The organism is Mameliella sp. CS4 (assembly GCF_019392335.1).
Taxonomy (GTDB): Bacteria; Pseudomonadota; Alphaproteobacteria; order Rhodobacterales; family Rhodobacteraceae; genus Antarctobacter.
On record NZ_JAHXRQ010000001.1, the window covers coordinates 457,380 to 481,321 of the forward strand.

25 protein-coding genes and 1 tRNA gene are annotated in these 23,942 nt (G+C 64.9%); 15 read left to right on the plus strand and 11 right to left on the minus strand.

All coding sequences use genetic code 11. The annotated features are described in order from the left end of the window. Positions 1-39: 39 nt before the first annotated feature. Positions 40-804, plus strand: coding sequence for an SDR family oxidoreductase (locus KZZ07_RS02105; RefSeq protein ID WP_219511946.1), 765 nt, complete (start codon positions 40-42; stop codon positions 802-804). Here KZZ07_RS02105 and arsB read toward each other — a convergent pair. From arsB to qhpG, 3 genes are all read right to left on the minus strand, one after another. Further along, a complete protein-coding gene (arsB, locus tag KZZ07_RS02110; RefSeq protein ID WP_219511948.1) occupies positions 801-1,847 on the minus strand; it encodes an ACR3 family arsenite efflux transporter in 1,047 nt (348 codons plus the stop codon). The two genes, KZZ07_RS02105 and arsB, sit on opposite strands and share 4 nt — an antisense overlap. Next, the gene (locus KZZ07_RS02115; RefSeq protein WP_219511950.1) at positions 1,844-2,206 is read right to left on the minus strand and encodes an ArsR/SmtB family transcription factor; all 363 of its coding nucleotides are present in this window, start codon (positions 2,204-2,206) and stop codon (positions 1,844-1,846) included. Before KZZ07_RS02115 ends, arsB begins: the two co-directional genes overlap by 4 nt. A gap of 198 nt (positions 2,207-2,404) precedes the next feature. Continuing rightward, on the minus strand, positions 2,405-3,715 hold the full coding sequence (gene qhpG / locus KZZ07_RS02120) for a flavin-dependent monooxygenase QhpG (protein ID WP_255564105.1): 1,311 nt from the start codon (positions 3,713-3,715) through the stop codon (positions 2,405-2,407). A 234-nt stretch (positions 3,716-3,949) separates the two neighbouring features. Between qhpG and peaA the strand changes: the two genes are divergently transcribed. From peaA to qhpR, 7 genes are all read left to right on the plus strand, one after another. Further along, positions 3,950-5,437 carry a quinohemoprotein amine dehydrogenase subunit alpha gene (peaA, locus tag KZZ07_RS02125; protein ID WP_255564106.1) on the plus strand — a complete coding sequence of 496 codons (1,488 nt, stop codon included), beginning with the start codon at positions 3,950-3,952 and terminating at the stop codon, positions 5,435-5,437. 9 nt (positions 5,438-5,446) lie between these two features. Next, on the plus strand, positions 5,447-6,943 hold the full coding sequence (gene peaB, locus KZZ07_RS02130; RefSeq protein WP_219511953.1) for a quinohemoprotein amine dehydrogenase maturation protein: 1,497 nt from the start codon (positions 5,447-5,449) through the stop codon (positions 6,941-6,943). Then, positions 6,940-7,263: a quinohemoprotein amine dehydrogenase subunit gamma gene (gene qhpC / locus KZZ07_RS02135; RefSeq protein WP_219511955.1), complete on the plus strand. Its 324-nt coding sequence runs from the start codon at positions 6,940-6,942 to the stop codon at positions 7,261-7,263. The genes peaB and qhpC overlap by 4 nt, the downstream gene beginning before the upstream one ends. An 8-nt stretch (positions 7,264-7,271) precedes the next feature. Continuing rightward, positions 7,272-8,354, plus strand: coding sequence for a quinohemoprotein amine dehydrogenase subunit beta (gene peaD, locus KZZ07_RS02140; protein WP_219511957.1), 1,083 nt, complete (start codon positions 7,272-7,274; stop codon positions 8,352-8,354). After that, a complete protein-coding gene (gene qhpE / locus KZZ07_RS02145) occupies positions 8,354-9,007 on the plus strand; it encodes a subtilisin-like serine protease QhpE (RefSeq protein ID WP_219511959.1) in 654 nt (217 codons plus the stop codon). Before peaD ends, qhpE begins: the two co-directional genes overlap by 1 nt. Beyond that, positions 9,004-10,713: an ABC transporter transmembrane domain-containing protein gene (locus KZZ07_RS02150; protein WP_219511961.1), complete on the plus strand. Its 1,710-nt coding sequence runs from the start codon at positions 9,004-9,006 to the stop codon at positions 10,711-10,713. The genes qhpE and KZZ07_RS02150 overlap by 4 nt, the downstream gene beginning before the upstream one ends. A 162-nt stretch (positions 10,714-10,875) precedes the next feature. Beyond that, on the plus strand, positions 10,876-11,838 hold the full coding sequence (gene qhpR, locus KZZ07_RS02155; protein WP_219511963.1) for an AraC-like transcriptional regulator QhpR: 963 nt from the start codon (positions 10,876-10,878) through the stop codon (positions 11,836-11,838). Positions 11,839-12,068: 230 nt separating this feature from the next. On the opposite strand, the gene KZZ07_RS02160 is transcribed toward qhpR, so the two are convergent. From KZZ07_RS02160 to KZZ07_RS02175, 4 genes are all read right to left on the minus strand, one after another. Further along, positions 12,069-12,144 (minus strand) — tRNA-Thr (locus KZZ07_RS02160). Positions 12,145-12,236: 92 nt separating this feature from the next. Next, entirely contained in the window at positions 12,237-13,784 is a 1,548-nt protein-coding gene (locus KZZ07_RS02165; RefSeq protein WP_219511966.1) for a heme biosynthesis protein HemY, read from the minus strand. An 11-nt stretch (positions 13,785-13,795) separates the two neighbouring features. Continuing rightward, positions 13,796-15,280: a COG4223 family protein gene (locus KZZ07_RS02170; RefSeq protein ID WP_219511968.1), complete on the minus strand. Its 1,485-nt coding sequence runs from the start codon at positions 15,278-15,280 to the stop codon at positions 13,796-13,798. A gap of 48 nt (positions 15,281-15,328) precedes the next feature. Beyond that, on the minus strand, positions 15,329-16,048 hold the full coding sequence (locus tag KZZ07_RS02175) for a uroporphyrinogen-III synthase (RefSeq protein WP_219511970.1): 720 nt from the start codon (positions 16,046-16,048) through the stop codon (positions 15,329-15,331). A gap of 72 nt (positions 16,049-16,120) precedes the next feature. Between KZZ07_RS02175 and tsaD the strand changes: the two genes are divergently transcribed. From tsaD to KZZ07_RS02195, 4 genes are read left to right on the plus strand one after another with little or no spacing between them, the layout of a single operon-like run. Then, positions 16,121-17,200, plus strand: a complete 1,080-nt coding sequence (tsaD, locus tag KZZ07_RS02180; protein ID WP_219511972.1) for a tRNA (adenosine(37)-N6)-threonylcarbamoyltransferase complex transferase subunit TsaD — start codon at positions 16,121-16,123, stop codon at positions 17,198-17,200. After that, entirely contained in the window at positions 17,197-18,147 is a 951-nt protein-coding gene (locus KZZ07_RS02185; RefSeq protein ID WP_219511973.1) for an NAD(P)H-dependent glycerol-3-phosphate dehydrogenase, read from the plus strand. Before tsaD ends, KZZ07_RS02185 begins: the two co-directional genes overlap by 4 nt. A 1-nt stretch (position 18,148) precedes the next feature. Continuing rightward, positions 18,149-18,418: a YciI family protein gene (locus KZZ07_RS02190; protein ID WP_219511976.1), complete on the plus strand. Its 270-nt coding sequence runs from the start codon at positions 18,149-18,151 to the stop codon at positions 18,416-18,418. Next, on the plus strand, positions 18,418-18,837 hold the full coding sequence (locus KZZ07_RS02195; protein ID WP_219511977.1) for an EVE domain-containing protein: 420 nt from the start codon (positions 18,418-18,420) through the stop codon (positions 18,835-18,837). Before KZZ07_RS02190 ends, KZZ07_RS02195 begins: the two co-directional genes overlap by 1 nt. Positions 18,838-18,843: 6 nt before the next feature. On the opposite strand, the gene KZZ07_RS02200 is transcribed toward KZZ07_RS02195, so the two are convergent. Then, positions 18,844-19,209 carry a hypothetical protein gene (locus KZZ07_RS02200; protein WP_219511979.1) on the minus strand — a complete coding sequence of 122 codons (366 nt, stop codon included), beginning with the start codon at positions 19,207-19,209 and terminating at the stop codon, positions 18,844-18,846. A gap of 186 nt (positions 19,210-19,395) precedes the next feature. On the opposite strand from KZZ07_RS02200, the gene KZZ07_RS02205 reads away from it, so the two are divergent. Then, positions 19,396-19,791 carry a DUF1761 domain-containing protein gene (locus KZZ07_RS02205; RefSeq protein WP_219512250.1) on the plus strand — a complete coding sequence of 132 codons (396 nt, stop codon included), beginning with the start codon at positions 19,396-19,398 and terminating at the stop codon, positions 19,789-19,791. A 283-nt stretch (positions 19,792-20,074) separates the two neighbouring features. Here KZZ07_RS02205 and KZZ07_RS02210 read toward each other — a convergent pair whose 3' ends face one another. After that, entirely contained in the window at positions 20,075-20,416 is a 342-nt protein-coding gene (locus KZZ07_RS02210; protein WP_219511981.1) for a DUF2853 family protein, read from the minus strand. Positions 20,417-20,663: 247 nt separating this feature from the next. Here KZZ07_RS02210 and KZZ07_RS02215 point away from each other — a divergent pair, with 247 nt between their 5' ends. Both KZZ07_RS02215 and KZZ07_RS02220 read left to right on the plus strand, forming a co-directional pair. After that, on the plus strand, positions 20,664-21,269 hold the full coding sequence (locus KZZ07_RS02215; protein ID WP_255564107.1) for an HD domain-containing protein: 606 nt from the start codon (positions 20,664-20,666) through the stop codon (positions 21,267-21,269). 83 nt (positions 21,270-21,352) lie between these two features. Further along, a complete protein-coding gene (locus tag KZZ07_RS02220; protein ID WP_219512263.1) occupies positions 21,353-21,628 on the plus strand; it encodes a hypothetical protein in 276 nt (91 codons plus the stop codon). A gap of 49 nt (positions 21,629-21,677) precedes the next feature. Here the strand turns inward: KZZ07_RS02220 and KZZ07_RS02225 are convergent, their stop codons facing one another. Together KZZ07_RS02225 and ahcY are read right to left on the minus strand one after the other, a co-directional pair. Continuing rightward, complete coding sequence (locus tag KZZ07_RS02225; RefSeq protein WP_219511983.1) at positions 21,678-22,322, minus strand: L,D-transpeptidase; 645 nt, start codon at positions 22,320-22,322, stop codon at positions 21,678-21,680. A 217-nt stretch (positions 22,323-22,539) separates the two neighbouring features. Beyond that, the gene (gene ahcY, locus KZZ07_RS02230; RefSeq protein WP_219512253.1) at positions 22,540-23,928 is read right to left on the minus strand and encodes an adenosylhomocysteinase; all 1,389 of its coding nucleotides are present in this window, start codon (positions 23,926-23,928) and stop codon (positions 22,540-22,542) included. Between the last annotated feature and the right edge of the window lie 14 nt (positions 23,929-23,942).

Consider the following 23,942-nt stretch of genomic DNA (forward strand, 5'->3'; position numbering starts at 1 on the left):
GCGCGCGCTATCGCCCGAAACACGACCGGAGGAGACCCAATGTCCCAGCTTTTCTCGCTTGCCGACCGACGCGCCCTTGTCACCGGATCTTCGCAGGGGATCGGATATGCCCTTGCGCGCGGTCTGGCCGAGGCTGGCGCCGAGATCGTCCTGAACGGGCGCGACGCGGGCAAACTGGCCAAGGCCGCCGAGACCCTGCGCGGCACCGGCGCGACGGTCCACGAGCTTGCCTTCGATGCCACCGACCACGAGGGCGTGCGCGCGGCCATCGACGGGTTCGAGGCCGAGCATGGCGCCATCGACATCCTGGTGAACAACGCGGGCATGCAGTACCGCACCCCGCTGGAGGATTTCCCGGCCGAGATGTTCGAAAAGCTGCTGCAGACCAATGTCGCCAGCGTCTTTCACGTCGGGCAGGCCTGCGCGCGCCACATGATCGGGCGCGGGCGCGGCAAGATCATCAACATCGCCTCGGTCCAGACCTCGCTGGCCCGTCCGGGCATCGCCCCCTACACGACGACCAAGGGCGCCGTGGGCAACCTGACCAAGGGCATGGCAACCGACTGGGCACGCCACGGATTGCAGTGCAACGCCATCGCGCCGGGCTATTTCGACACGCCGCTGAACGAGGCGCTGGTCAAGGACCCCGAGTTTTCCGCCTGGCTGGAAAAACGCACCCCGGCGGGCCGCTGGGGCAAGGTCGAGGAACTGGTGGGCGCCTGTGTCTTCCTGTCCTCGGACGCCTCCAGCTTTGTCAACGGGCACACGCTGTTCGTCGATGGCGGGATCACCGCCTCGATCTAGGCTTTGGCGGCGGGAAACCGGGCACGTGTGCGGTTGGCGAAGGCCACCAGCGACAGCATCACCGGCACCTCGACCAGCACGCCCACGACCGTCGCCAGCGCCGCGCCCGAATTGAGGCCAAAGAGGCTGATGGCGACGGCCACCGCCAGTTCAAAGAAGTTCGACGTGCCGATCATCGCGCAGGGCGCCGCGATCCGGTGCGGGACCTTCAGCGCATAGGCCGCGCCATAGGCCAGCGCGAAGATGCCATAGCTTTGTACCAGGATCGGCACGGCGATCAGGACGATGACCAGAGGCCGGGACAGGATCACCTCTCCCTGCAGGCCAAAGAGAATGGCCACCGTGGCGATCAGCCCGACCACCGACCAGGGTTTGACCCGCGCGGTGAACCGCTCGACCGCCTGAGGGCTGCCCAGCGCCCGCCGCGTCAGCAATCCCGCGATGAGCGGCAGCACGACGTATAGAACCGTCGCCAGAACCAGCGTTTCCCAAGGCACCGATATCTCTGTCACGCCCAGCAGGAAAGCGACGATGGGCGCAAAGGCAAAGACCATGATGATGTCGTTCACCGAAACCTGCACCAGCGTGTAGGTCGCGTCGCCCCGGGTCAGTTGCGACCAGACAAAAACCATCGCCGTACAGGGCGCCGCCCCCAGCAGGATCAGCCCGGCGGTGTATTGCGCGGCATCCTCGGGCGCGATCCAGGGCGCAAAGACGACATCGAAGAACAGGACCGCCAGCAGCGCCATCGTGAAGGGCTTGATCAGCCAGTTGACCGTCAGCGTCACGATCAGCCCCTTCGGCTGACGCGCCACGCCGGAAATTGCACCGAAATCCACGCCGACCATCATCGGGTAGACCATCGCCCAGATCAGCACCGCAACGACGAGGTTGATGCTGGCGACCTCGGCCGCCGCGATGGCCTGCACCAGTCCGGGCGTCATCACGCCGATGCCCAGCCCCACCAGCATGGCCAGCGCCACCCAGAGGCTGAGATAGCGTTCAAAGGTGCCCATCTTGGGATCGGCGGTTGTGTCGGTCATTGGTCTGCCTCCATGTCGGCTGGCGTCGTCGGCGCACAGGTGGTCCGGTCCAGAATCGGCTGGCAAAGGTCGGGCCGACCGCCGCAACAGTCCTCCATCAGGAAGGACAGCAAGCCGCGCATCGCATCGAAATTCGCGAAATAGCGCACCGACCGCCCCTCACGCAAAGACCGCACAAGGCCCGCGCCGGACAGGATGTTGAGATTGTTGGACAGCGTGTTGGGACGGATGTTCAGCCGGTCCGCGATCTGGCCTGCAGTCACACCTTCGGGGCCAGCGTTGACCAGCAGGCGGAACACGTCGATCCGCGCGTCATGCGCCAGGGCAGAGAGCGTGGCAATGGCACCCATCTTTTCCATAATTCATGTATATTCGAATTAAAGGTCATCGCAAGGCAACACCTCGCGGTCCTGCGCTTTGATGCGGGGTGCTGACTCGACCCCACAGGACCGAAACGGGATCCACGAAAAACCAAGTCGGAGTGACAGGATTCGACCCTCTGGCCCGTGCCTTCTGAACGACAGCGGGCAGAGCCTTCCCGAGGGCGCGGCCCGAAGCTACGCCCCGCCTTGGGACGCGACCGGTCCTGCCGCGGCTTCGCGGGCAAACAACCCGGGCAAGGCAGCTGCGGCGCGGCCCCAGCGGGCCACCAGGTCATTCAGGCTCTTGCCCTCGTCGAGCATACGCCATGCCTCGACAGCGGGAACGCCATTGAGCCAGGCGATGCCGGCGGGCGATTGCGGTGTACGCAGAACGTCCATCTCTTCCAGCAGGCCGTCACGCACCACCGTCGATGCCACAACCTCGAACCCCTCGGATGTGTCGTGGATCGGGGCCTCGTCAGGAAAATCCCGGCGCGCCGTCCAGAACGGCTCGACCCTGTACCTGCCTTCCAAGCGGATGAAGTCGCGCCCGATCCGGGCATTGCGCAGGTAGGTTTCACTGGCGCGTTCCGCCAGGAAACGGCGGCAGAGCGCGTCGGTTTCCGAACCGGGACGGGCCGTGCGTGTGCGACGTACAGCAGCGACGGCAAGGGCGCTGGACACCGCCCAGAAAAGCCCGTGCCCGGACAACGGGTCCATGGCGGCCAACGCATCGCCCACCGGCAAACAGTCGAGATCCGTGATCGGCGCGGGCAAGAGCGGCGCCGACGCGCGCGCAACCAGCGGCAGTTGCAGGGTGAACCGGTCGGGGGACAGCCCGGTCCGGATGAGTGCCCGCGTCAGGCGGTCCTCCATCGAGGAACTGCTGCGCGCATCGGTCGTCAACTGAGCCCAGGTCCGGTTTCCCGGCAGGGTGGCACGCCATAGCCAGCCCTCCGGCAAGGCCGCAATGTCAAAGCCCGGCTGCCGCGCGTCGTACTGCCTGTACCAACCACAGATCGAGAGGGTTGCAAAAGGGGCGGCGTCCCTGTCTTTGGGTCCACCCTGACGCCCCCTCGCATCGACGATCCAGCGCGGCGCAAGGCAGCGTCCATCCGGCAGCGTGACCTCCTTGCCAGACAGTTTTGCGCTGCCCTCCAGCAGATGCGCACCCGCCTTTTGAGCGGTCTGGCGCAGATGCGCATCGAAACGGTCACGATCGACAGCATGTTCGCTATTGGTGGCCTGCGGCTGACTTCCCCAATCCACGGAGCGCGGAAAGGGGCCAATCGCGGCCCCGCCGTCGCCAATCCCGGTGGCGTGCAACCAGCGGTGAAGACGGGGGCTGAGCCCCTCGATCCGATTCGAGGCCTTGCACGGGTCGATCAGCAGCACGCGCACCCCGTCCCCGGCTGCCAGCCAGGCCGAAATCGCACCCGCAGGCCCGCCGCCGAGCACAATCATGTCGGGCCGCGTCAGCGCGGTGATGTCCGGCTTGCCTGTCATGTGACCACTGAACCGGGCGGAACGGCGGCCCGTCCTGACATTTCCGGCCAAAATCGCGCTGTGGCCGGAAATGTCAGGACGCGTTGCCGGGCTTTTCGCCAGCCTATGCGGATCACAGCCACATCGAAGGCAAACGGCCTTTCGATCCGCCGGAGGACCACAAGAATGACATCCAGAAAGCGCTTAGCCCTCTCACTCACAACCGCCAGCGCGGTCCTGTGCGGAGGCACCGCGATGCCCGCCTTTGCCCAGTCCGGCGAGGAGATACTAGGCAACATATGCGCGACCTGCCATGCGACAAGAGAGGACGGGTCGATTGAACGGATCGACGCCGTCCGCAAGACGCCGGAAGCCTGGGACATGACGGTGGTGCGGATGATGCGCAACCACGATGTCGCGCTTACGCCAGAGGAACGGCGGACCATCGTCACCTATCTTTCCGACACCCGCGGGCTGTCCATCGCCGAAACTGAGGGCTGGCGTTACATCCTTGAAAAAGAGCCGGTCGCGTCGGATGCCGGACCAGACCAGTTGATGTCGGAGACCTGCGGGCGCTGTCACTCCTACGCCCGGGTCGCGCTGCAGCGGCGCACGGCAGAGGACTGGGATCACCTGATCAACTTCCACCTCGGGCAGTTCCCCTCGCTTGAATATCAGGCGCTGGCGCGGGACCGCGACTGGTGGGGCATCGCCAATGAGCAGATCATTCCCTACCTGGCCGAAACCTTCCCGCTGGGCGATACGCCCGAGGCTTTCACCGGCGATCTGTCGGGTAGCTATGTCGTGGCCGGACATGAACCGGGGCGGGGCGATTATTCCGGCACGCTGGACCTGACGGCGAGCGACGACGGCTATGACGTCAGTATGACGTTGGATTTCGCGGATGGGTCAGAGACCTATACCGGCAGCGGGATCGTCTACGGCGCCGGCGAATGGCGCGCGACGCTGACATCCGGTGACGTGATGATCCGGCAGGTGATGGCGCTGCAGGACGGCGCGCTGTCGGGACGCTGGTTTGTAGCCGACCAGGACCCGGTGGGCGGACGCCTGAGCGCGCTGCCTGCTGAGGCCGCGCCGCAGATCCTGGCGATGAACCCGGCCTCCGTCCCCGTGGGTAAGGCGACCGAGGTCACGCTGATCGGCAGCGGGCTGACCGGCGATCCGGTCCTGCCCGAGGGCGTGACGGCAGAGGTCATCGAAAGCGGGCCGAACAAGGTGGTGCTGTCGGTGACGGCACAGGCCGAAGGGCCGCTGACCATCGGGCTGGGTGATCTGGCCGCGCCCGCCGAGTTGGTGGCGCATGACGGCGTTGATCGCATCTCCATCGTGCCAGAGGTCTCCATCGCGCGGGTTGGCGGCAACGGCGGCCCGATCCCCAAGGTGCCGGCGCAGTTCCAGGCGATGGGATGGACCGATGGCCCGGATGGCGAACCAGGCACCGATGACGATCTGCCGCTGGGCGTGGTCAAGGTCAGCTGGGCCGTCGACAACTGGGACGAGGCCGCCGCCGCGATCCAGGATGCAAAATACGCAGGCTCTATCGATCAAACCGGCCTGTTCACCCCCGGCGACGCGGGGCCGAACCCCGAACGCTTCATGGGCACCAACAACACCGGCAACCTGAAGGTCATCGCGACCTATGACGCCGGTGCCACCCCCCTGACCGCCGAGGCGCATCTGTACGCAACCGTGCAGCGCTTTGTCGACACCCCGATCCGCTGAGGAGGCATCATGGGAGAACTGACCCTAATCAAGCACAATGCGCACCGGGTCGACGTGGATGGCCACGCGATGCTGATGCATGTGCCCAGCTCGTCGCTGTTCGAACTCGACCGGGTGTCGCAGGACGTCTACGACCTGTTCCACGGCAGCGCGGCGGTTGACGCCGTGGCCATGCAGCAGTCGCTGGGCGCGCAGCACGCGCCGTCAGAGCTGTCGGACTGCGTGCAAAGCTTTCTTGACCTCGACATCCTGCGCGACGCGGCAGAGCCCGAAGTCCCGCGCAAGATCGTCAAGGTCGAGGAAATCCCGCTGTCCACGATCATTCTGAACGTGAACACGGGCTGCAACCTGGCCTGCACCTATTGCTACAAGGAAGACCTCGCCATCCCGTCGAAGGGAGAAAAGATGGCGTTCGAAACCGCGCGGCAAAGCTTTGAGATGCTGCTGAAGCAGGCGCATGACCGCGACCGGGTGAACGTGGTGTTCTTTGGCGGCGAACCGCTGTCGAACATGCCGCTGATCCGCGAGGTTGTCGCCTACGCGGTGCCGCGCGCGGCGGAACTGGGCAAGGTGGTGGATTTCAGCCTGACCACCAATGCCACCCTGCTGACCGAGGAGATGGTCGACTGGTTCAACGCGCATCGCTTTGCCCTGACCGTCTCGATGGACGGGCCCAAGGCGCTGCACGACAAGAACCGCAAGACCGTGGGCGGCAAGGGCACCTATGACGTGGTGGAACGCAAGGTGCGGATGCTCCTGGAACGTTACACCGCGCGGCCCGTGGGCGTGCGCGTGACGCTGACGCGCGGCGTGACGGATGTGATCGGCATCCATGACCACCTGAAGAACGACCTTGGCTTTCACGAGGTCGGCTTTGGCCCTGCCACATCCGGCCCGATCGCGGTGTTCAACCTGGACGACGGCGCGCTGAAACGGGTGTTCGAGGACATGAAGGCCCTGGGCCGCCGCTATACAGAGGCCGCCTGCCGGGGCGAGAACATCGGCTTTTCCAACATGCATCAGCTGCTGACCGACATCGCGCAGGGCACGAAAAAGGCGGTGCCCTGTGGCGCGGGCCTGGGGATGCTGGCGGTGGACAAGGAGGGCGACCTGCACCTGTGTCACCGCTTTGTCGGGTCGGATGAGCCGACCTATGGCAATGTCGACACCGGCATCGACGTGCCGAAACTGGCTGATTTCATCGAGACCGCGCAGGACCGGTCGGCCTATGGCTGCAAGACCTGCCACATCCGGTCGATCTGTGCCGGGGGGTGTTACCACGAAAGCTATGCCCGGCAGGGCGACGCCTTTGCGCCGGTCTATCACTACTGCGACCTGATGCGCGACTGGGTCGATTTCGGCGTCGAATCCTACGTCCGCATCATGCAGGCCAACCCGGATTTCTTTCGCTCGCAACTGGAACCGCGCCTGTCGAAACCGGGACTGTCGAAACCCGACCCCGCGCGTGACCAAGCCACTGATACCGTTCAGGAGATTGCCCAATGAAACATCTCACCCCCGCGAATGCCAAGGCCAAGGCCTTTGTCGAGGCGCAGGCCGAGGGCCGCGAAGACGAGGTTGTGGCGATGAACAGCCTGGTCGGCTGCACCACCTCTTTCGATCCCGGTTGGGAGGTCGACGCCTTTGGCGCGGTGTCCAACCTGTGCCAGCCGATGGAGGCGGACCTGTACGGCTGCGCCGACCCCTGCTGGTGGCCCGCACAGGTGGCCGACACGCTGAACACCTACCCGGACTGGAGCGCGGGCGCCGACAATGTCGGCGAAGACTGGCGCAAACTGCAATCCGTCTTTCCGGAGCCGAAATGATGAAACAGATGCTGACGAAACTCCCCCTTTTGTGCGTGGCGGGCAGCCTTCTGTTGGCGGCGCCGGTGGCGGCCAAGGATTACCTTCTGGCCCCGGCGCGTCCCGACAAGCTGGTGATCGTCGATGCCGAGGAAATGACGGTCGACAAGGTGATCACCCTGCAAGACGCCGGGCCGACGCCGATGATCCCGGTTGTCGATGCGGCGGGCGAATTCGCCTATGTCACGGTCAACAAGTCCGAAAGCATCGTGAAGGTGAACCTGACCACGGGCGAGACGGTGGCGCGGCGCGACCTGAGCACGAAGGACGTGCAGGTCAAGACCATGTTCGGCATGGACCTTGCCCCGGATGGCAGCAAACTGGTCGTCTTCGAGACGCCGATGAAAAAGCACCTGTCACATTTCGAGGTGCTGCCGACGCGGATGTCGCTGATCGACACCGGGACGCTGGAGACGCTGAAGACCTTTGAAGTGCCGCGCCAGATCACGGTTGTGATGTTCTCGACCGATGGCAGCAAGGTCTACGGGCTGGGCCGGTCGATGCATGTCTTTGACGTGGCGACCGGCGAACACGTGGACGACTACCCGATCCAGGACTGGAAGACCGACGCCAACTATTACCCTTCGGACGTGCTGGACGCGTGGAGCCAGTTCGAAACATCGGACATGCTGGTGACGCCCTTTTACACGGCACGCAGCGACATGAGTCTGGAGGACCCAGAGGCCTATCGCACTGGCCTGCTGACCATGGACCTGCGCAGCGGCGAGATGGAGATGCGCGACGTGCGCACGCTGGACGTGTTCTATTTCTCGACCGCCGCCAACCCGGACCGGACGCGCGCCTATGGCGCCTATAACGTGCTGGAAAGCTTTGACCTTGAAACCGGCGAGCCGATCAAGCGGGTGCCGCTGCCGCACAGCTATTACTCGGTCAACGTCTCGTCGGACGGGCAGACCGTCTGGCTGGGTGGCGCGCTGTCGGACCTGGCCGCCTACGACGCCGAGACGCTGGAAAAGAAAGGGCAGGTGGACATGCCGGGCGGTGCCGCCATGTCGCTGGCCAGCATCCGCATCTTCCAGCGCGACGAGTGATGGTGCGGGTCGGCATCATCGACAGCGGCCCCGCCGAATTGCGCGGGGCCGACGCGATGGGCTTTGACGGTGATGGCCGGGCTGTTGCAGCCCGGCCTGACCGTTTGGGCCATGGCAGCGCGGTAGAGCGGGTCATCCTACAGGCCTGCCCGGAGGCACAGATGCGCCATGCGCAGGTGTTCGACGATCGGGCTGTCACCTCGGCGCTGCGGGTGGCCGCGGCTTTGGATTGGATGGTTGCGTCGGGTGATGTGGATGTGGTCGGCCTCAGCCTGGGCCTTGCCGCCGACCGCGCGGTTCTGGCCGAGGCGGTGGCGCGGGCGATTTCCGCCGGTGTCGTGCTGGTCGCCGCGCATCCGGCGCAGGGGGCATCGCCCTTTCCCGCCGGGTATCCATCGGTGATCGCCGCGACGGGCGATGCGCGCTGCGGCTGGGAAGAAGTGTCGCGCTTGCGTGACAATCTGTTCGGTGCCTGGTGCAATTCGCCCGAACGCGGCGGGCAGGGCATGGCGGGGGCCAGCCTTGGCGCGGCCCGCCTGACCGGCCACATTGCGGCACTGTTGGCCGGGGGCCACGGACGCGAACCATCGGCGATCATGGCAACACTGGCGCACGAGGCCGCTTTTGTTGGCCGGGAAAGGCGCTGCGCATGACGCTTCGGCACAGGCTGTCAGACATGATGATCCGGCGCGCCTTCTTTGGGGCGGATTGGTTGACGCCGGTCATGGCGCGGGCGCTGCCCAGCACCGCGATGGTTCTGGCTCTGTCCCTGCTGGCCGCCGGGGCCGGGCTGGCCGCGCCAATGATCACCAAGGCGGTGATCGACCAGGGGATCATGGGCGGTGACATGAGGGCGCTGCTATTCTGGGCGGCGGTCAGTTTTGCCGTCGGGCTGGGCGTGGTGGCGCTGGGGATCTTCAACGGCATGCAGCATCTACGCGCCTCAATGCGGATGCTGGGCGATTTGCGGATGACGATCCTGGGCTGCGCGTTGAACCGCAATTCCGCCATGCCCGCCTTGACCGTGGGTGAAATCCAGACCCGGATCGACGGCGACACCGCAGAAATCCAGAAGTTCCTGTTCGATTCCGTTCTGGTCGCGGTGACGGCTCTGTTTCGGCTGGCGGGCGGCATCGTCCTGATGTTCCTGCTGGACTGGCGGCTTGCGCTGCTGCCGCTGCTGGCAGCGCCTTTCGAATTGTGGTTCCTGTCCTGGGCGCGCCCCGGGACGCAGGCGCGCGCCGAATCCGTCCGCACCGAACGCGGCGGCCTGAACGGGCAACTCGCCGAAAGTTTCATGCAGGTCAGCGGGCTGAGGGCGCTTGGCGCCTTGGAGACCCGTGTCCACGGCTTTGGCCGGCAGCAGTCTGCGCTGTTCGATGCCCAGGCGCAGCAAAAGCTCTGGACCGAGGGCGTCAGCGCGGTTGGTCAGTTGCTGACGGCGGTAATGCGCTCTGTCGTTTTGCTGGTGGGTGGATGGCTGGTCATCCGGGGCGACTGGCAGATTGGCTCGCTGGTTGCCTTCCTGGCCTATGCGACGATGATGTCGGGGCCCCTGCGCAACCTGCTGGGACTTTATCATGCCCAAGCGCGGGCGCGCGTGGCGCTGGACCGGCTGGACGCGGTTGTGCGAAACGCCACCGAGCCGGACACAGGGGCCGCATGCCCGGATCGGTTCGAGCGTCTGACCTTTGTCGAGGCGCGCGGTCCGGACGGCGCCCATGTTCCACTGACCGCGACGCTGGACGCGGGCGACCGGGTGCTGATCGACGGACGCTCTGGCATCGGTAAATCCCGTCTGCTGGCGGCGATCATCGGTGAAAGTCCCCTGGCCGAAGGCCGCATCGAAATCGACGGGACGAATATCGAAGGCTTCAGCCCGTCCAGCCTGCGCCGGGTCATCACCTTTCTGCCGCAACGGCCCTGCCTGATCCGGGGAACCCTGCGCGACAACCTGGGGCTGGGCAACGACGATCCGGATGATGCTGGGCTGTGGCGGGTGCTGGGTGTGGTCGGCCTGGCGGACTGGGCGCAGGGACTGGATGGCCTGGACACGGATCTTCAGGAAACCGGCTGCAACCTGTCGGGCGGAATGCTGCAGCGCATCACGCTGGCGCGGGCGCTGCTGAGATCCTCGCAAGTCTATATTTTCGACGAGAGCCTGTCCGAGATCGACGCAGACTGCTGCCGCACCATCCTGTCCGCGATCGATACGTACCTCGGCGACGCCATATGCGTCTTCGTCGCCCATGCCGGGCCTGTGCGCGCCATGACATTTGACCGAACGCTCCGCCTATCGGTCGAAGAGTCGGGCGCGGAATTTCCGGAGTCACCGGCACGATTCGTGCAGGCGATCTGAGCGGTGGATTTCAACCCTGTCCGATTTTTTGGCAGTTTTCTTCAAAACCGGCACACTGCCGCGTGGCGTGCTGCGGTTCCCAAATTACGGATTCTGCGACAGCCGAGGAAATATGCTACTGTGGAGTCCTTGAACTGGCAGAGAAAGCAATGAGGCACTGGCATGGACTCGTCGGTCATCTCTTCGTCCGTTTCCCGTTTCGTCTTTGCCGGGCCATTGTCGACTGCCCGGGCGTCCGGCGCGGATGTGCCCCTGACCTCTTTCGTATCGGGACTGGAACGACAACGCGCGAGACAGGGTGATGTGCCATCGGCCTGGCAATCGGGGGAACAGCTGCCCTTGGAAAGCCTCGGGGTCATGGGCGATGCAATCGTACGGGCGCCGACCCTTGGCTCCGCCCTGCGATGCTTTGTCCACGGGATACCCTTGGTCCAGAGCAACACCACGCTGACGATGAAGGTCCACGATGACAAGGTTCGGGTTGGCTACCGCATTCTCGACCCTGACATCTGGCCCCGGCGGGCGGATGCGGAACTGACCCTGGCCGTGATTCATTCGGTCTGCATGCGGTTCGGGATGGACCGACAGGCGCTGCTGGATGTCGGATTCGAACATGCCCAGGATCGCGGGACGCATTCGGTTGAGCGCTACAACCGCACCGGTGCGCATTGCGACGAGAGCGAGAATTACCTGGTCTTCCCGGCGCGCTTTCTGGGCCTGCCCCGGCCGGACGCCGAGAGTGTCCCCATGCACAGCGTGCCACGCGACGTCACGGCGCCGGATCGGCAACTGGCCAGCCACTTGCGGCACCTGCCCGTCTCTCGCAGGGTCCGGCAAGTGATACTGCAGCGGATCGGCCAGGGCTCGATCGGGCAGACGGAAATCGCCTGCGAGCTGGGCATGTCGGAACGGACGCTGCGCCGGGCCCTTGCGGCAGAAGACACATGTTTTCATGAAATCCGCGAGGATTGCCGCCGGTCGATGGCGCTGGCGCTGCTGAAACGACCGACATTGTCACAAAGCGATGTGGCCTTTTCCCTCGGGTATTCCGATCAGACGGCCTTTTCCCGCGCCTTCTCGCGCTGGTTTGGCGAACCGCCAAGCCGCCATTCCGAGGCCAGGTGAGGCACGCTGGCCTGTCATAGACAAAGAGCCGATCAGGGGATGTCTGCCCGGATCGGATACCCGATGACCGAACCTGTAAAACCAATCCCCTTGAGCTGGAAAAAACAGACAGGGTCAACATGGCGCGGCGCGAGACGGCATGGCGGCAAGGAACAGCCGGACCATGCCTCCGTGCAGGCGGAACAACATACACGCAAATTGATCTGAACCGTTCACTCTGTCGAGAAGAATGGTGCCGGTGATAGGACTCGAACCTACGACCCCATCATTACGAATGACGTGCTCTACCAGCTGAGCTACACCGGCCATCTTCCCTGCACCGATCAAAGCCGCCCAAAGCGGGGCTGATCGGTCTCAGTGCGCGGCCTCATAGCAAACGGGCCGCACGAGGGGAAGGGCTATTTTGCGCCTTCCTTCTTCGGCTCTTCGGACGTGATCACCTCGGCATCCTCGGGTTCCGCATCCGGGGCTTTGGCATCGGTCGGGGCGGCGGAGGCAGGCGCCTCGGGGCCCACGTCGATCACCTCGGGCCCGTCCTCTTCGCCGGCATCCTCGCTCTTGTCCTCCAGCGCGCCGCCGATGAGCAGCGGCAGCATGTCGGCCCCTGCCGGCAACACGACCTCGGACTGCGGCGGGGTCGTCCAGCTGAGCGTGTCGAAGGCCGAACAGTTGGAACAGATCGGCGTCCAAACCGCGTGGATCGTGTTGCACTTGTCACAGACCCACTGCGGGCCGCGCGATGCTGTCAGGGCCTTGGCAAGGTAGCCACGCACCACCGCATCCTTGGCGCCTTCGCCCTTTTCGATGGCGGCCATGATGGCCAGAACGCGGGCATCCGGATCCTTCTCCGGCAGGTCGCCCAGCGCGCGGCGCGCCTCGGGGAAGTGTTCGGCCGCGAGGTTCAGCTCGGCCTTGAGCAGCTTGGTCTCGCGGTGATCCGGCTGAATGCGGGTCAGCTGGACAAACCGCTGGATACGCTGATCCGGTGTCTCCTCAGGCTCGATCTCGGCGAAGGCGGCGGCCAGATCGGGGTGCGGATGCGCCTCCCAGGCCTTCTTGAGCACCTTGGTGGCGTTGCGCTTGCGCCCCTGTTCGATATAGGAGCGGGCGGCCAACGCGGCGGCAGGCACCAGGTCGGGCGAGGCGCGGTTGGCCTCGATCGCCATCTCTGCCGCCTTGCCGCTGGCCTCGGCATCGTCGATGTCGGTGGCGGCGGACAGCGCCAGCACCGCGTCACGCCGTTTGTAGACGTCGCGCGGCAGGGCACCGTGTTTCAGCTTGGCCTGCAGCGTCTTGCGGGCGCCGGACCAATCGTGTTTCTCGGCCTGCAGTTGCAGCAAGGTGTCCTGCACCTCGACGTGCTTGGGCTTGATCGCAAAGGCGCGTTCCGCCAGCTGCAGCGCCGTGTCCGTGTCGCCCGAGGCCAGTTTCTGCTTCATGATCCCGCGGATCCCGACAAAGCGCGTGGTGTCGTTTTTCAGCAGGCGCTTGTAGACTTCCTCGGCCTTGCGGTTGTCGCCGACCATCTCTGCCGCCTGCGCGGTGACGAGGTCGGTCAGTTCCGGCTTGTGCAGGTATTTCTCGGCCTTGGTGGCCTTGGCGATGGCCAGCCGCCCCTCGCCCGACGACAGCGCCATCATCCCCTCGGAGAGCGCCTGGTATCCCTTGCGCTCACGGTTGCGGTCGAAATAGCGGCTGAGCGCGGTGTCGTCTCCGTTGATGAATTTCAGCGTGGCGATGATCAGGGTGAACAGCTTGAAGAACAGCCAGACGGCAAAGACCAGGACAATGGCGGCCAAGACCGATTGCAGCGGGCCAAGCGTGTATTCCATCCCGGCAACGGTGATCTGCACCCCGCCCTGGCTTTCGAGCAGGTAGCCCGCGCCAAAGGTCAGCGCGCCGACCAGCGCAACGAAGACAACGATCTTGATGAGTGACCAAAGCATGATGCCGACCCTTATTCCTGGTTCAGTTGCTGGGAGAGATCGGCCGCGGCGGCGAGAGCATCGCGCCGCAGCGTGGCCTGGGCCACCCAGTCTGACATTTCAGCGCGTGCCGTCTCGGGCAGGCTTTCGATTTCCGTAAGCGTGGTGTCCAGGTCGCCGCCGCGCAGCGCGGCCTCGGCCCGCGACAGCACCGCATCAGGGTCGTCCCCTTCACGCGGCGTGACCGAGCGGGCGCCAAGCTGGCTGCGGAAGAACCCGGCAACGCTGCCCGCCTCGGCGCCATCCGCGCCGCTTGCCCGCGCCGCCGCCAGCGCATCGCGGGCAGCGTCGGGGAAGGACGAGATCAGGGCAGAGGCCGTGGGCAGACCCTCTTCGGCGCCTTCGACCAGCGGCGCGGGCACATCCACGCCGTTCCCGGTCAGCACCGCCAGCGGATCGGCATAGGGCTGGCCGTCACGCGCGCGGGTCGTCAGATCAGCCAGCGCAGCGCGGCTGGCGGCCAGTTTCGCGCGGGCCTCGGCGCTTTGTTCCGAGGCGCGGGCGCGGGCGGCCATCGCCTCGACTTCCTTGCGCGCGGCATCCATCGCCGCCTGCTGTTCCTTCTGCGCGGCCAGCAGGTCGGCCTGTTGCGCCGTGACCTGCGCCTTGAGCGCCTCCAGTTCACGTTCGTAGGCAGCCACGGTCTCGGGCGAGACGGCATCCTTGAGCGGCTGTTTCTCCAGCGTGGTCAGCCGGCGGTCCAGGTCGGTGATCAGGGTGCCAAGCCCGGTCAGCTGGGCCTGAGTCTCTGTCAGGTCCGTCTTCAATGCGCCCAATCCGGTTTCCAGCCCGGTCACGCTGGTGCCCAACGGGCCAAGGTCAACCGCCGCGATGGCGTCATCCGTGGCATCGGCGCGCTTGGCCAGCGCCACGATCCGACCGTCCTGGTCGCGAAGTGCGGCAAGGGTCTGGGTGACGAAGGGGTCTTCTTCGGCGGATTGCGACCCGATGAAGGGCAGGTCGGGATAGGCCCCGGCGGCATACCCCAGCCCGGCGGCGACAACGCCCCCCAGCAGCATGGGGACAAAGCCGCCCTTGCGCTCGACCACGGTCTCGCGGACGACCTGCGGCTCTGCCGGTGGGGCGGCAGCCACATCCAGCGTGTCCTCGAAAGGCGCGGCTTCGGCGGAAAGCGTATCGTCCGAGGCACCCGAAGCGACATCGCCGCCCTCGTGCGGGACATCCTCATCGGGCGCGGCGGGGTCCGCATCCGGGTCGGTGTCGGCGGGATCGCCGGTTTCCGTCATATCCGCGGACAGGGTGTCATCACCGGGCGCGAGGCTGTCGCCGCCCTCTGCGTCAGGCAGGTCCGTCCCGTCCAGACTGTCCTCGCCGGCGGCAGCGGCAAGACTGTCCTCCGCCGTATCCTCGGCGCCGGATGTCAGGGTGTCCGCCTCGGGCAGGCTGTCCTCGGCGCTACCCTTGTCGGTCGGGGTATCCTTCTTAGACTTCGCCACTATATTGCTTCCCCTCGAATACTCATCGGTCCGGGCAGATGGACCGGGTCAATAGTCTCCTGCCAGCGCCCGGTTCAGAAGGTCCGAGACAACCTCCCTCATTGCCTCCGACTCGGGCCGCTGGGCCACTTTCAGGTTCCTTTTATGCAGCGGCGAAAGCGCGTTGACCACAGCTTGACTCATCGCCGCGACAAGAAGCGGCGCCTTTGCGCATTCCTTGGCCAGCAATTCACCCGTCCGGGGTGAGAACACGGGGGCCACCACTGGAACCTGTCCACAAAGTGCCGCGCGGGCCTCTGCATTCAAGGGGCAAGGCGGTTGATCGTAGATCGCGGCGCCCGTGCAGGGGATGCCTGCCGCGCTCAACCGGGCGGCGATGTCGCCGCGCACATGGGTCCCGTGCAGATGCACCAGCGGGGCCGCGGGCCTGCCTGCAAGGATATGGCGGATCAGCTCCTCTGCCGAGCCGCCCCCGTCCTGCGCGCGCATCCCCGCCGCTTCGGCGGCGCGTGCCGTCGCCGGTCCCACCGCAAGCACCGGCAGATCGGTCCGTCCGCCCAGCGCCTGCCAGGCCATGACGCCGTTGGCCGAGGTAAAGATCAGCCCGCGTGCCAGCGACACATCCGGCAGCGGCCCGGTCACCTCGACAGTGAAAAGCGGAGAGATGACGGTGCGGAATTGCAGCCCGTCCTGCCGCAGACGCGCGGCGAAACGCTCTGACGCGGCGTGCGGCCGGGTCAACAGGAGAACAGGCAGGGCGTCGGGCATGGGCCTCCGGGATTGTGGGGCGCCTTTACGGGTGGTACTTGCAGACGCCGCAAAGCGCAACGGGAACGCCGGATGACCTCTCCCCTGATCCTTGGACTGGAAAGCAGCTGTGACGACAGCGCCGCCGCGCTTCTGCGCGGGCGCGAGGTGCTGGCCTCTGTCGTGAAAGGTCAGAATGACCTGCACGCGGATTTCGGCGGCGTCGTTCCGGAAATCGCCGCCCGCGCCCATGCCGAGCGGCTCGACCTTTGTGTCGAAGAGGCACTGGCCCAGGCGGGCGTGGCGCTGAACCAGGTCGATGCCGTCGCGGTGACCGCCGGCCCGGGGTTGATCGGCGGGGTCCTGTCGGGCGTGATGCTGGCCAAGGGGCTGGCAACGGGACTGGGCGTGCCGCTGGTGGGGGTCAACCACCTTGCCGGGCACGCACTGACGCCCCGGCTGACCGACGGGCTGGAATTTCCCTACCTGATGCTGCTGGTCTCTGGCGGGCATTGCCAATTCCTGATCGTGCGCGGCGCCCAGGATTTCACCCGCCTGGGCGGCACCATCGACGACGCCCCCGGAGAGGCCTTTGACAAGACCGCCCGCCTTTTGGGCCTGGCGCAACCGGGCGGCCCCTCGGTCGAGGTGCGTGCCCGCGAGGGCAACGAAAGGCGGTTCCGTTTTCCCCGCCCGCTGCTGGACCGTCCCGGCTGTGACATGAGCTTTTCGGGGCTGAAAACCGCGCTGTTGCGGCAGCGCAACCAGTTGATCGCCGATCAGGGTGGCTTGCACGCGCAGGATGTGTCGGACCTGTGTGCCGGGTTCCAGGCGGCGGTGCGGGACGTCCTGACCGAAAAGGCGCGAAGGGCGATTGCGCTCTACCTGCAGGAAACCCCGGCGGACCCCGCCCTGGCCGTGGCCGGGGGCGTGGCTGCCAACCAGGCGCTGCGCGGATCGCTGCAGGCGCTTTGCGCGGACACCGGTGTGCGGTTCACGGCGCCGCCGTTGCGGCTGTGCACCGACAACGCGGCGATGATCGCCTATGCCGGTGGCGAATTGCTGGCCGCCGGTGTCACCCATGACATGAGCCTGTCGGCACGGCCCCGCTGGCCGCTGGACACATCCGCCGCGCCGCTGGTCGGCTCTGGCAAGAAAGGCGCCAAGGCATGAGCATCGCAGTCCTTGGAGGAGGCGCCTTTGGCACGGCTCTGGCCGTGGCACTCGGGCGCAAGCGCGAGGTGACGCTTTGGGCGCGGGACGTCTCTGCGCTGCAGGACAGGCGGCAAAGCCCGCGCCTGCCCGGTGTGACCCTGCCGGAAAACGTGACCGTCGCAGGCGATCTGGATAGGGCCGCCACCTGCGACACGCTGTTGCTGTCGGTCCCGATGCAACAACTGTCGACGCTGCTGGACCGGATTGCCACGCCGCTGGACGGGCAGGCGCTGGTCGCCTGCTGCAAGGGGATCGACCTGGCCGAGGGCGTCGGCCCCTCGGCCCTGATCGCCCGGCACCAACCCGGCGCGGTACCCGCCGTCCTGACCGGCCCCAGCTTTGCCGGGGACATCGCGCGCGGCCTGCCCACGGCGCTGACGCTGGCCTGTGGTGACGAATCCAAGGGGCGGGCCCTGCAGGAACAACTGTCGACGCCGGTCCTGCGGCTCTATCGCAGCGACGACATGATCGGCGCGGAACTGGGCGGCGCGCTGAAGAACGTGATCGCCATCGCCTGCGGCGCCTGTATCGGCGCGGGCCTGGGCGACAGCGCCCGCGCGGCCCTGATGACCCGTGGCTTTGCCGAGATGATGCGCCTGTCGGCCCGGCTGGGCGCGCAGCCAGAAACGTTGACCGGCCTCTCTGGCCTGGGCGACCTGACGCTGACCTGCACTTCTGACGGGTCGCGCAACTATCGTTTTGGCCTGGCGCTGGGGCGGGGCGAAGCGTTCGACCCCTCCGTGACCGTCGAAGGCGCCGCCACCGCCCGCGCCGCCGCCCGCCTGTCCATCGACCTGGACCTGCCCCTGCCCGTCTGTTCGGTGGTGGCCGACCTGTCACAGGGCCGGCTGACCGTGCGCCAGGCGATGGACACCCTGCTTTCCCGACCACTCAAGGATGAATGACATGCTGATTGCCCTGATCGCCCACGACAAACCCGATGCCCTGCAGATCCGCAAGGACACCCGCGATGCGCACCTGGACTACCTGAAATCCACCGGGGTCGTCTCGCAGGCCGGGCCGCTGCTGGACGACGAAGGCGGGATGATCGGGTCTCTGGTGATCCTTGACGTGGCCGACAAGGCCACGGCCGAGGACTGGGCCGCGAACGATCCCTATTCCAAGGCCGGCCTGTTCCAAAGCGTCACCCTGACCGCGTGGAAAAAGGTGATCTGATGCGCTACTGGCTTTTCAAATCCGAACCCTCGACCTGGTCCTGGCAGGACCAGCAGGCCAAGGGCGACGCGGGTGAGGAATGGGATGGCGTCCGCAACTACCAGGCGCGCAATTTCATGCGTGAGATGGAAAAGGGAGACCGGGGGTTTTTCTACCATTCGCAAAAGGAAAAAGCGATTGTCGGCACGGTCGAGGTGATCGCCGAGGCCCATCCCGACAGCACCACCGATGACGATCGCTGGGAATGCGTGGACATCAAGGCGCTGGAATCCGCCACGACCCCGGTCACGCTGGACCAGATCAAAGAAGATCCCCGGCTGGCGGAAATGGTGCTGGTGAAGAATTCGCGCCTGTCTGTCCAGCCGGTCACCGAAGAGGAATGGCAGGTCATCTGCGGGCTGGCGGGCCTGTCCGCCTGATCCGCGTCAAAGCAGTTCTTCCGGGATATGTGGCAGGGCGAGCGCCGCAAGGGCCTGTTTGCGCTCGTCATGGACATGGACCTGCAGCGGTCCGTCCGGGTCCACGACCTGTTGGTAGATTCGGGCAAGTCCAAAAGAAACACCGTCAGGGGCATGGACCGAGTCGATCAACCTCTGGTTGCGAGAGCGAAGCCGCTCTTGCAGGCGAAGTGAATGCCAGTGCAGCTCTTTGAACCCGAACTCCACATCCTTGATCCGGGCCAGGTCGGTAAAGTTCTTGCTCGGCGCCTCTGGCGCGTTTTCCCCATGTAAACGCTCGAATAATTCACGCAGTTCAAAACGCGTGACATCACCTTTATGACGTATCCACACGAGGTCCAGATCGGGGAAGTATTTCAGGTCAACAGGTATGGTGAATGCTCGTCAAAGTTGCGGGGACTCAAGATTTCGCTCACTGTAAACTATAGCATATTCCGCGCAAAAACAGGATTTTTGGATAAACCTTTTATCTAAGGCCTCAATTTTACCGGGAAAAACCACGTCGGAGAAATGACCATGCTGGAATTCGTCAATAGTCTTGCCGCCGCAATCGTCGCCTTTGCGGCCGGGGCCGTCTGGTACATGGCCCTTGCTGGGCCTTGGAAAACCGCCTCTGGCGTGGAACTGGACACGGACGGAAACCCCAAGGGGAGCATGAGTGCGCGGGTCATGATCCTGACGTTTGTCATGCAGGTGGTCGTTGCCGGGATGATGCGCCATGTCTTTGCCGCCAGTGGCGTCGAAACGCCGGGGGCCGGGCTGGTGTCGGGCCTTGGGATCGGGTTGTTCCTGATCGCGCCCTGGATCGCGCTCAACAACGCCAATGCCATGCGTCCCATGACGCTCACGCTGGTCGACGGCGGCTATGCGACGCTGGCCTGCGGGTTGATGGGACTGGTGCTGACGCTCTTCTGAGCAGGGTGCGCATCCCCTCAACAGAAACGGAGGGTCCCGGAAAAACCGAAACCCTCCGTCCACCCCACATGCTCCCTACGCACCACATGTGTTATGAAATCTACGGTTCCGGCCTTTCTGGCCAGTCCTAAGGACCTTACGGCGTCCACCGCTGTCCGGCAATCCTGAACTACCTGCAATTTCAATCAATTGCAGAGGATCATCACCCCGAAAAGGACCCTGGAAAGAACAAAGGCCCCCGCGATGCGGAGGCCCCGTGCCAGAGAAATCCTGGTGCTGCGGCTCAGCCGTAGACAGCTTCCTTGCCGAAATGCTTGGTCAGCATGTAGTAGACCACGGCGCGATACTTGTTGCGCTCGGACTTGCCGTAGGTGTCGACCACCTTGTTGATTGCCTCCATCAGCTCGGGACCGTCCGCAAGGCCCAGCTTCTTGACCAGGAACTTGTCCTTGACGGTCTCAAGCTCGCTCTCCTGCGACGAGGCAACGGTAGAGGCATCCGCGTCATAGATGGCCGGACCACAGCCGATGGTGACCTTGGTCAGCAGGTCCATGTCCGGGTCCATGCCGCACTTGTTCTTCAGGTCTTCGGCGTATTTGGCGATCAGTTCGTCGCGACGTCCCATGTTCACTCCCTCGTGTCATGCGCCGCGTTCCGCAGGCGCTGTCCTTGCTGTTTTGCGGCCAAAGCGACCGTGCATCCGCATGGTGACCGCACATTCCCGTTATTGGCAAGGGAAATGCGGCCTCTCTCTTCCCCCTGATCGGAGCGCGGAGGGTATTCCGTGAAGTCAGCTTGCGCTCTGTGGCAATTTGGGCCCAGATCGGGACAGGCAGGCGCCGTTCCGGCGCCTCACCACAGGAGGGCACCGCATGACCGAGACCGGCACCGTCAGCTTTACCCAGATGAAGGATGGCACCCGGGAAGATTACGAGCTTCTCGAACGGTTGGAAAAACCCTACCTGGCGCTGACCCCCGACCGGGTGCTGGATGAATTGCGCCGCCAGGGCGAAGTCACGCTCGAAGGGTATCGCATCACCCGGCTGACCCACGGGCTGCAATCGGCCACCCGCGCGGAACGCGACGGCGCCGATATCGACTGGATCGTCGGCGCGCTCTTGCATGATGTGGGCGACGGGCTGGCGCCACAGAACCATGACCGGTTTTCCGCCGAGGTGATCCGCCCCTTCGTTCGCTGGGACGTGGCCTGGGTCGTCGAACACCACGGCATCTTTCAAAGCTTCTACTACGGCCATCACTACGGATGGGACCGCAACGCGCGCGACCAGTTCAAGGACCACCCCTGCTACGACAGTTGCGCCGCCTTCTGCGAACGCTGGGACCAGTCGAGTTTCGAGCCCGAGTACGATACCCTGCCGCTGGAGCATTTCGAACCGCTGGTGCGCGAGGTCTTTGCCCGCAAGGCCTATGACCCGCAGGTGATCCGCGAGGGGTATGTCTCATCCTTGTCGCGGTAAGGCCCATCCCCGTCCGAGGCGGCTTGAAGCCCGGGGACCGGGATGCGACTGTCCGGGTGACCTCAGTACCGGATTATCCCGCCATGACACGACCCTTAGCCTTGATCGCCAGCCCGCTCATCCTTGTGGCGCTTTCTGCCTGCGAGCCTGTCCCCGGAGGCGACGGCCCCTCTGGCCCCACGTCCACGGCCCCCGAAGCCGTGGCCGCCATCGCCGCGCCTTATCAGGATCTGACCAAGGTGCGGCTGCGGTCAGAAGACGGGTGTTATTGGTACACCCATACCGGCCCGGTCGAGACGACGGAATTGCCCCTGCGCACCAGCGAAGGCAATCCGATCTGCACGCGGCCTCAATCCTGAAATCGGATCCGTAGTGGCCGTGCCGGTTCCGGGCACGGCCATCGCGGACCTATAGCGGACTACCGTCGGTAGGATACAGGTAGGCGGTCACGCCTTTGGAGACCTGTTCGTACAGGTAGTTGATATGCGGCATCACCATCCGCACACAGCCCGAGCTGGCCCGTGTCCCGACAGAGCGCGGGGCGGGTGTGCCGTGAATGCGCAGATAACTGTCCCGGTTGCCGACATAGAGATACAGGGCACGGGACCCCAGCGCATTGTCCGGGCCAGGGGGCTGACCCTCTGCCCAGGCAGCATATTTCTCCGGCTCTCGGGCAATCATGGAGTCGGTGGGCGTCCAGCGCGGCCATTTCGCCTTGCGCTTGATCGTATAGACACCGGGCCCGTATAACCCGTCACGCCCGATCGCCACCCCATAGCGCATCGCGGTCCCGTCGGCCTGGATGTGGTAAAGGTAGCGCGCAACAGCATCGACGTGGATGTCGCCCGGTTTCAGGCCCGGGTTGGCAGAGACCCTGCGCGGCAGAAAGCGCGGGTGCAGACCCCAGGGATTCGACGTTTCCAGATCGAAATCGGGTGGCGTCACCTGGGCGTCCCACTGGGCCCAGTCTCCGGGCGCGGCAAAGGCGGGACGGGCGATTGCCGGCATGGTCAGCGCGGCGGCAGAGGCAACGAACTGGCGTCGGGTGAACATTCGGGACCTTTCTTGCAATGGCAACAATTCGGCAACGGCCCAAGTCAGGGTGCCGTTCCATACAGGCATCTATCAAGACGGCAAATCGTCCAGATCCTCAAACCCGTTTCCTTTGGATTGGATGAAACTTTTGGCAGGCGTTGCATTCAGCGCCTGAAAAAAGACAACCGCCAGCCTTTCGGCCAGCGGTTGCACGGGCGCCGGATGGCGCGATCCTTTAGTAGCGGTAGTGCTCGGGCTTGAAGGGGCCCTCGGGCGCCACGCCGATGTAATCCGCCTGGTCCTTAGACAGTTCGCTCAGCTTGACGCCGATCCGTTCCAGGTGCAGGCGAGCCACCTTTTCATCCAGGTGCTTGGGCAGGATGTAGACCTTGTTCTCGTACTGGTCGCCGTTCTTGTAGAGCTCGATCTGCGCCAGAACCTGGTTGGTGAAGGAGGCCGACATCACGAAGGACGGGTGACCGGTGGCGTTGCCAAGGTTCAGCAGACGGCCTTCGGACAGCAGGATGATGCGGTGCCCGTTGGGCAACTCGATCATGTCCACCTGTTCCTTGATGTTGGTCCACTTGTGGTTCTTCAGCGCGGCAACCTGGATCTCGTTGTCGAAGTGGCCGATGTTGCCGACGATGGCCATGTCCTTCATCTCGCGCATGTGCTCGATGCGGATCACGTCCTTGTTGCCGGTGGTGGTGATGAAGATGTCGGCGGTGGAAATCACGTCCTCCAGCGTCGTCACCTCAAACCCGTCCATCGCCGCCTGCAGGGCGCAGATCGGGTCGATCTCGGTCACTTTCACGCGGGCGCCGGCGCCACGCAGGGACGCGGCAGAGCCCTTGCCCACATCGCCGTAACCGCAGACCACGGCGACCTTTCCGGCCATCATCGTGTCGGTGGCGCGGCGGATGCCGTCGACCAGCGATTCCTTGCAGCCGTACTTGTTGTCGAACTTCGACTTGGTCACGCTGTCATTGACGTTGATCGCCGGGAAGGGCAGCTGGCCGTCGCGGAACAGCTGGTACAGGCGGTTGACGCCGGTGGTGGTTTCCTCGGACACGCCCATGATCTGGTCGCGCGTCTTGGTGAACCAGCCCGGGCTTGCCGCCATGCGTTTCTTGATCTGCGCCTTGATGACTTCCTCTTCTTCCGAGGTCGGCACGGCGATGATGTCCTCACCCGCCTCGGCGCGCGCGCCCAGCAGGACATACAGGGTGGCGTCGCCGCCATCGTCGAGGATCATGTTGGGGCCGTCTTCGAACATGAACGACTTGTCGAGGTAGTCCCAGTGCTCTTCCAGCGTCTGACCCTTGATCGCGAAGACCGGCACGCCGGCCTCGGCGATGGCGGCGGCGGCATGGTCCTGGGTCGAAAAGATGTTGCACGAGGCCCAGCGCACATCGGCGCCAAGTGCCGTCAGCGTTTCGATCAAGACAGCGGTCTGGATCGTCATGTGCAAGGATCCGACGATGCGCGCGCCGACCAGCGGTTTCGCCTCGCCGTATTCCTCGCGCAGCGCCATGAGGCCCGGCATTTCGGTTTCAGCGATGTCGAGTTCCTTGCGGCCGAACGCGGCCAGTGCAATGTCCTTGACGATGTAATCCTGGGTCATCTCGGTTCCTTCGA

Coding starts and splice junctions, on each gene's coding strand:
- qhpC (WP_219511955.1), top strand. CDS start 6,940: ATGAAACATCTCACCCCCGCGAATGCCAAGGCCAAGGCCTTTGTCGAG.
- qhpE (WP_219511959.1), top strand. CDS start 8,354: ATGGTGCGGGTCGGCATCATCGACAGCGGCCCCGCCGAATTGCGCGGG.
- peaD (WP_219511957.1), top strand. CDS start 7,272: ATGCTGACGAAACTCCCCCTTTTGTGCGTGGCGGGCAGCCTTCTGTTG.
- qhpR (WP_219511963.1), top strand. CDS start 10,876: ATGGACTCGTCGGTCATCTCTTCGTCCGTTTCCCGTTTCGTCTTTGCC.
- KZZ07_RS02165 (WP_219511966.1), bottom strand. CDS start 13,784: ATGCTTTGGTCACTCATCAAGATCGTTGTCTTCGTTGCGCTGGTCGGC.
- arsB (WP_219511948.1), bottom strand. CDS start 1,847: ATGACCGACACAACCGCCGATCCCAAGATGGGCACCTTTGAACGCTAT.
- tsaD (WP_219511972.1), top strand. CDS start 16,121: ATGACCTCTCCCCTGATCCTTGGACTGGAAAGCAGCTGTGACGACAGC.
- peaB (WP_219511953.1), top strand. CDS start 5,447: ATGGGAGAACTGACCCTAATCAAGCACAATGCGCACCGGGTCGACGTG.
- KZZ07_RS02115 (WP_219511950.1), bottom strand. CDS start 2,206: ATGGAAAAGATGGGTGCCATTGCCACGCTCTCTGCCCTGGCGCATGAC.
- KZZ07_RS02220 (WP_219512263.1), top strand. CDS start 21,353: ATGACACGACCCTTAGCCTTGATCGCCAGCCCGCTCATCCTTGTGGCG.
- KZZ07_RS02185 (WP_219511973.1), top strand. CDS start 17,197: ATGAGCATCGCAGTCCTTGGAGGAGGCGCCTTTGGCACGGCTCTGGCC.
- KZZ07_RS02210 (WP_219511981.1), bottom strand. CDS start 20,416: ATGGGACGTCGCGACGAACTGATCGCCAAATACGCCGAAGACCTGAAG.
- KZZ07_RS02150 (WP_219511961.1), top strand. CDS start 9,004: ATGACGCTTCGGCACAGGCTGTCAGACATGATGATCCGGCGCGCCTTC.
- KZZ07_RS02195 (WP_219511977.1), top strand. CDS start 18,418: ATGCGCTACTGGCTTTTCAAATCCGAACCCTCGACCTGGTCCTGGCAG.
- KZZ07_RS02190 (WP_219511976.1), top strand. CDS start 18,149: ATGCTGATTGCCCTGATCGCCCACGACAAACCCGATGCCCTGCAGATC.
- KZZ07_RS02105 (WP_219511946.1), top strand. CDS start 40: ATGTCCCAGCTTTTCTCGCTTGCCGACCGACGCGCCCTTGTCACCGGA.
- KZZ07_RS02175 (WP_219511970.1), bottom strand. CDS start 16,048: ATGCCCGACGCCCTGCCTGTTCTCCTGTTGACCCGGCCGCACGCCGCG.
- KZZ07_RS02225 (WP_219511983.1), bottom strand. CDS start 22,322: ATGTTCACCCGACGCCAGTTCGTTGCCTCTGCCGCCGCGCTGACCATG.
- qhpG (WP_255564105.1), bottom strand. CDS start 3,715: ATGACAGGCAAGCCGGACATCACCGCGCTGACGCGGCCCGACATGATT.
- KZZ07_RS02215 (WP_255564107.1), top strand. CDS start 20,664: ATGACCGAGACCGGCACCGTCAGCTTTACCCAGATGAAGGATGGCACC.
- peaA (WP_255564106.1), top strand. CDS start 3,950: ATGCCCGCCTTTGCCCAGTCCGGCGAGGAGATACTAGGCAACATATGC.
- ahcY (WP_219512253.1), bottom strand. CDS start 23,928: ATGACCCAGGATTACATCGTCAAGGACATTGCACTGGCCGCGTTCGGC.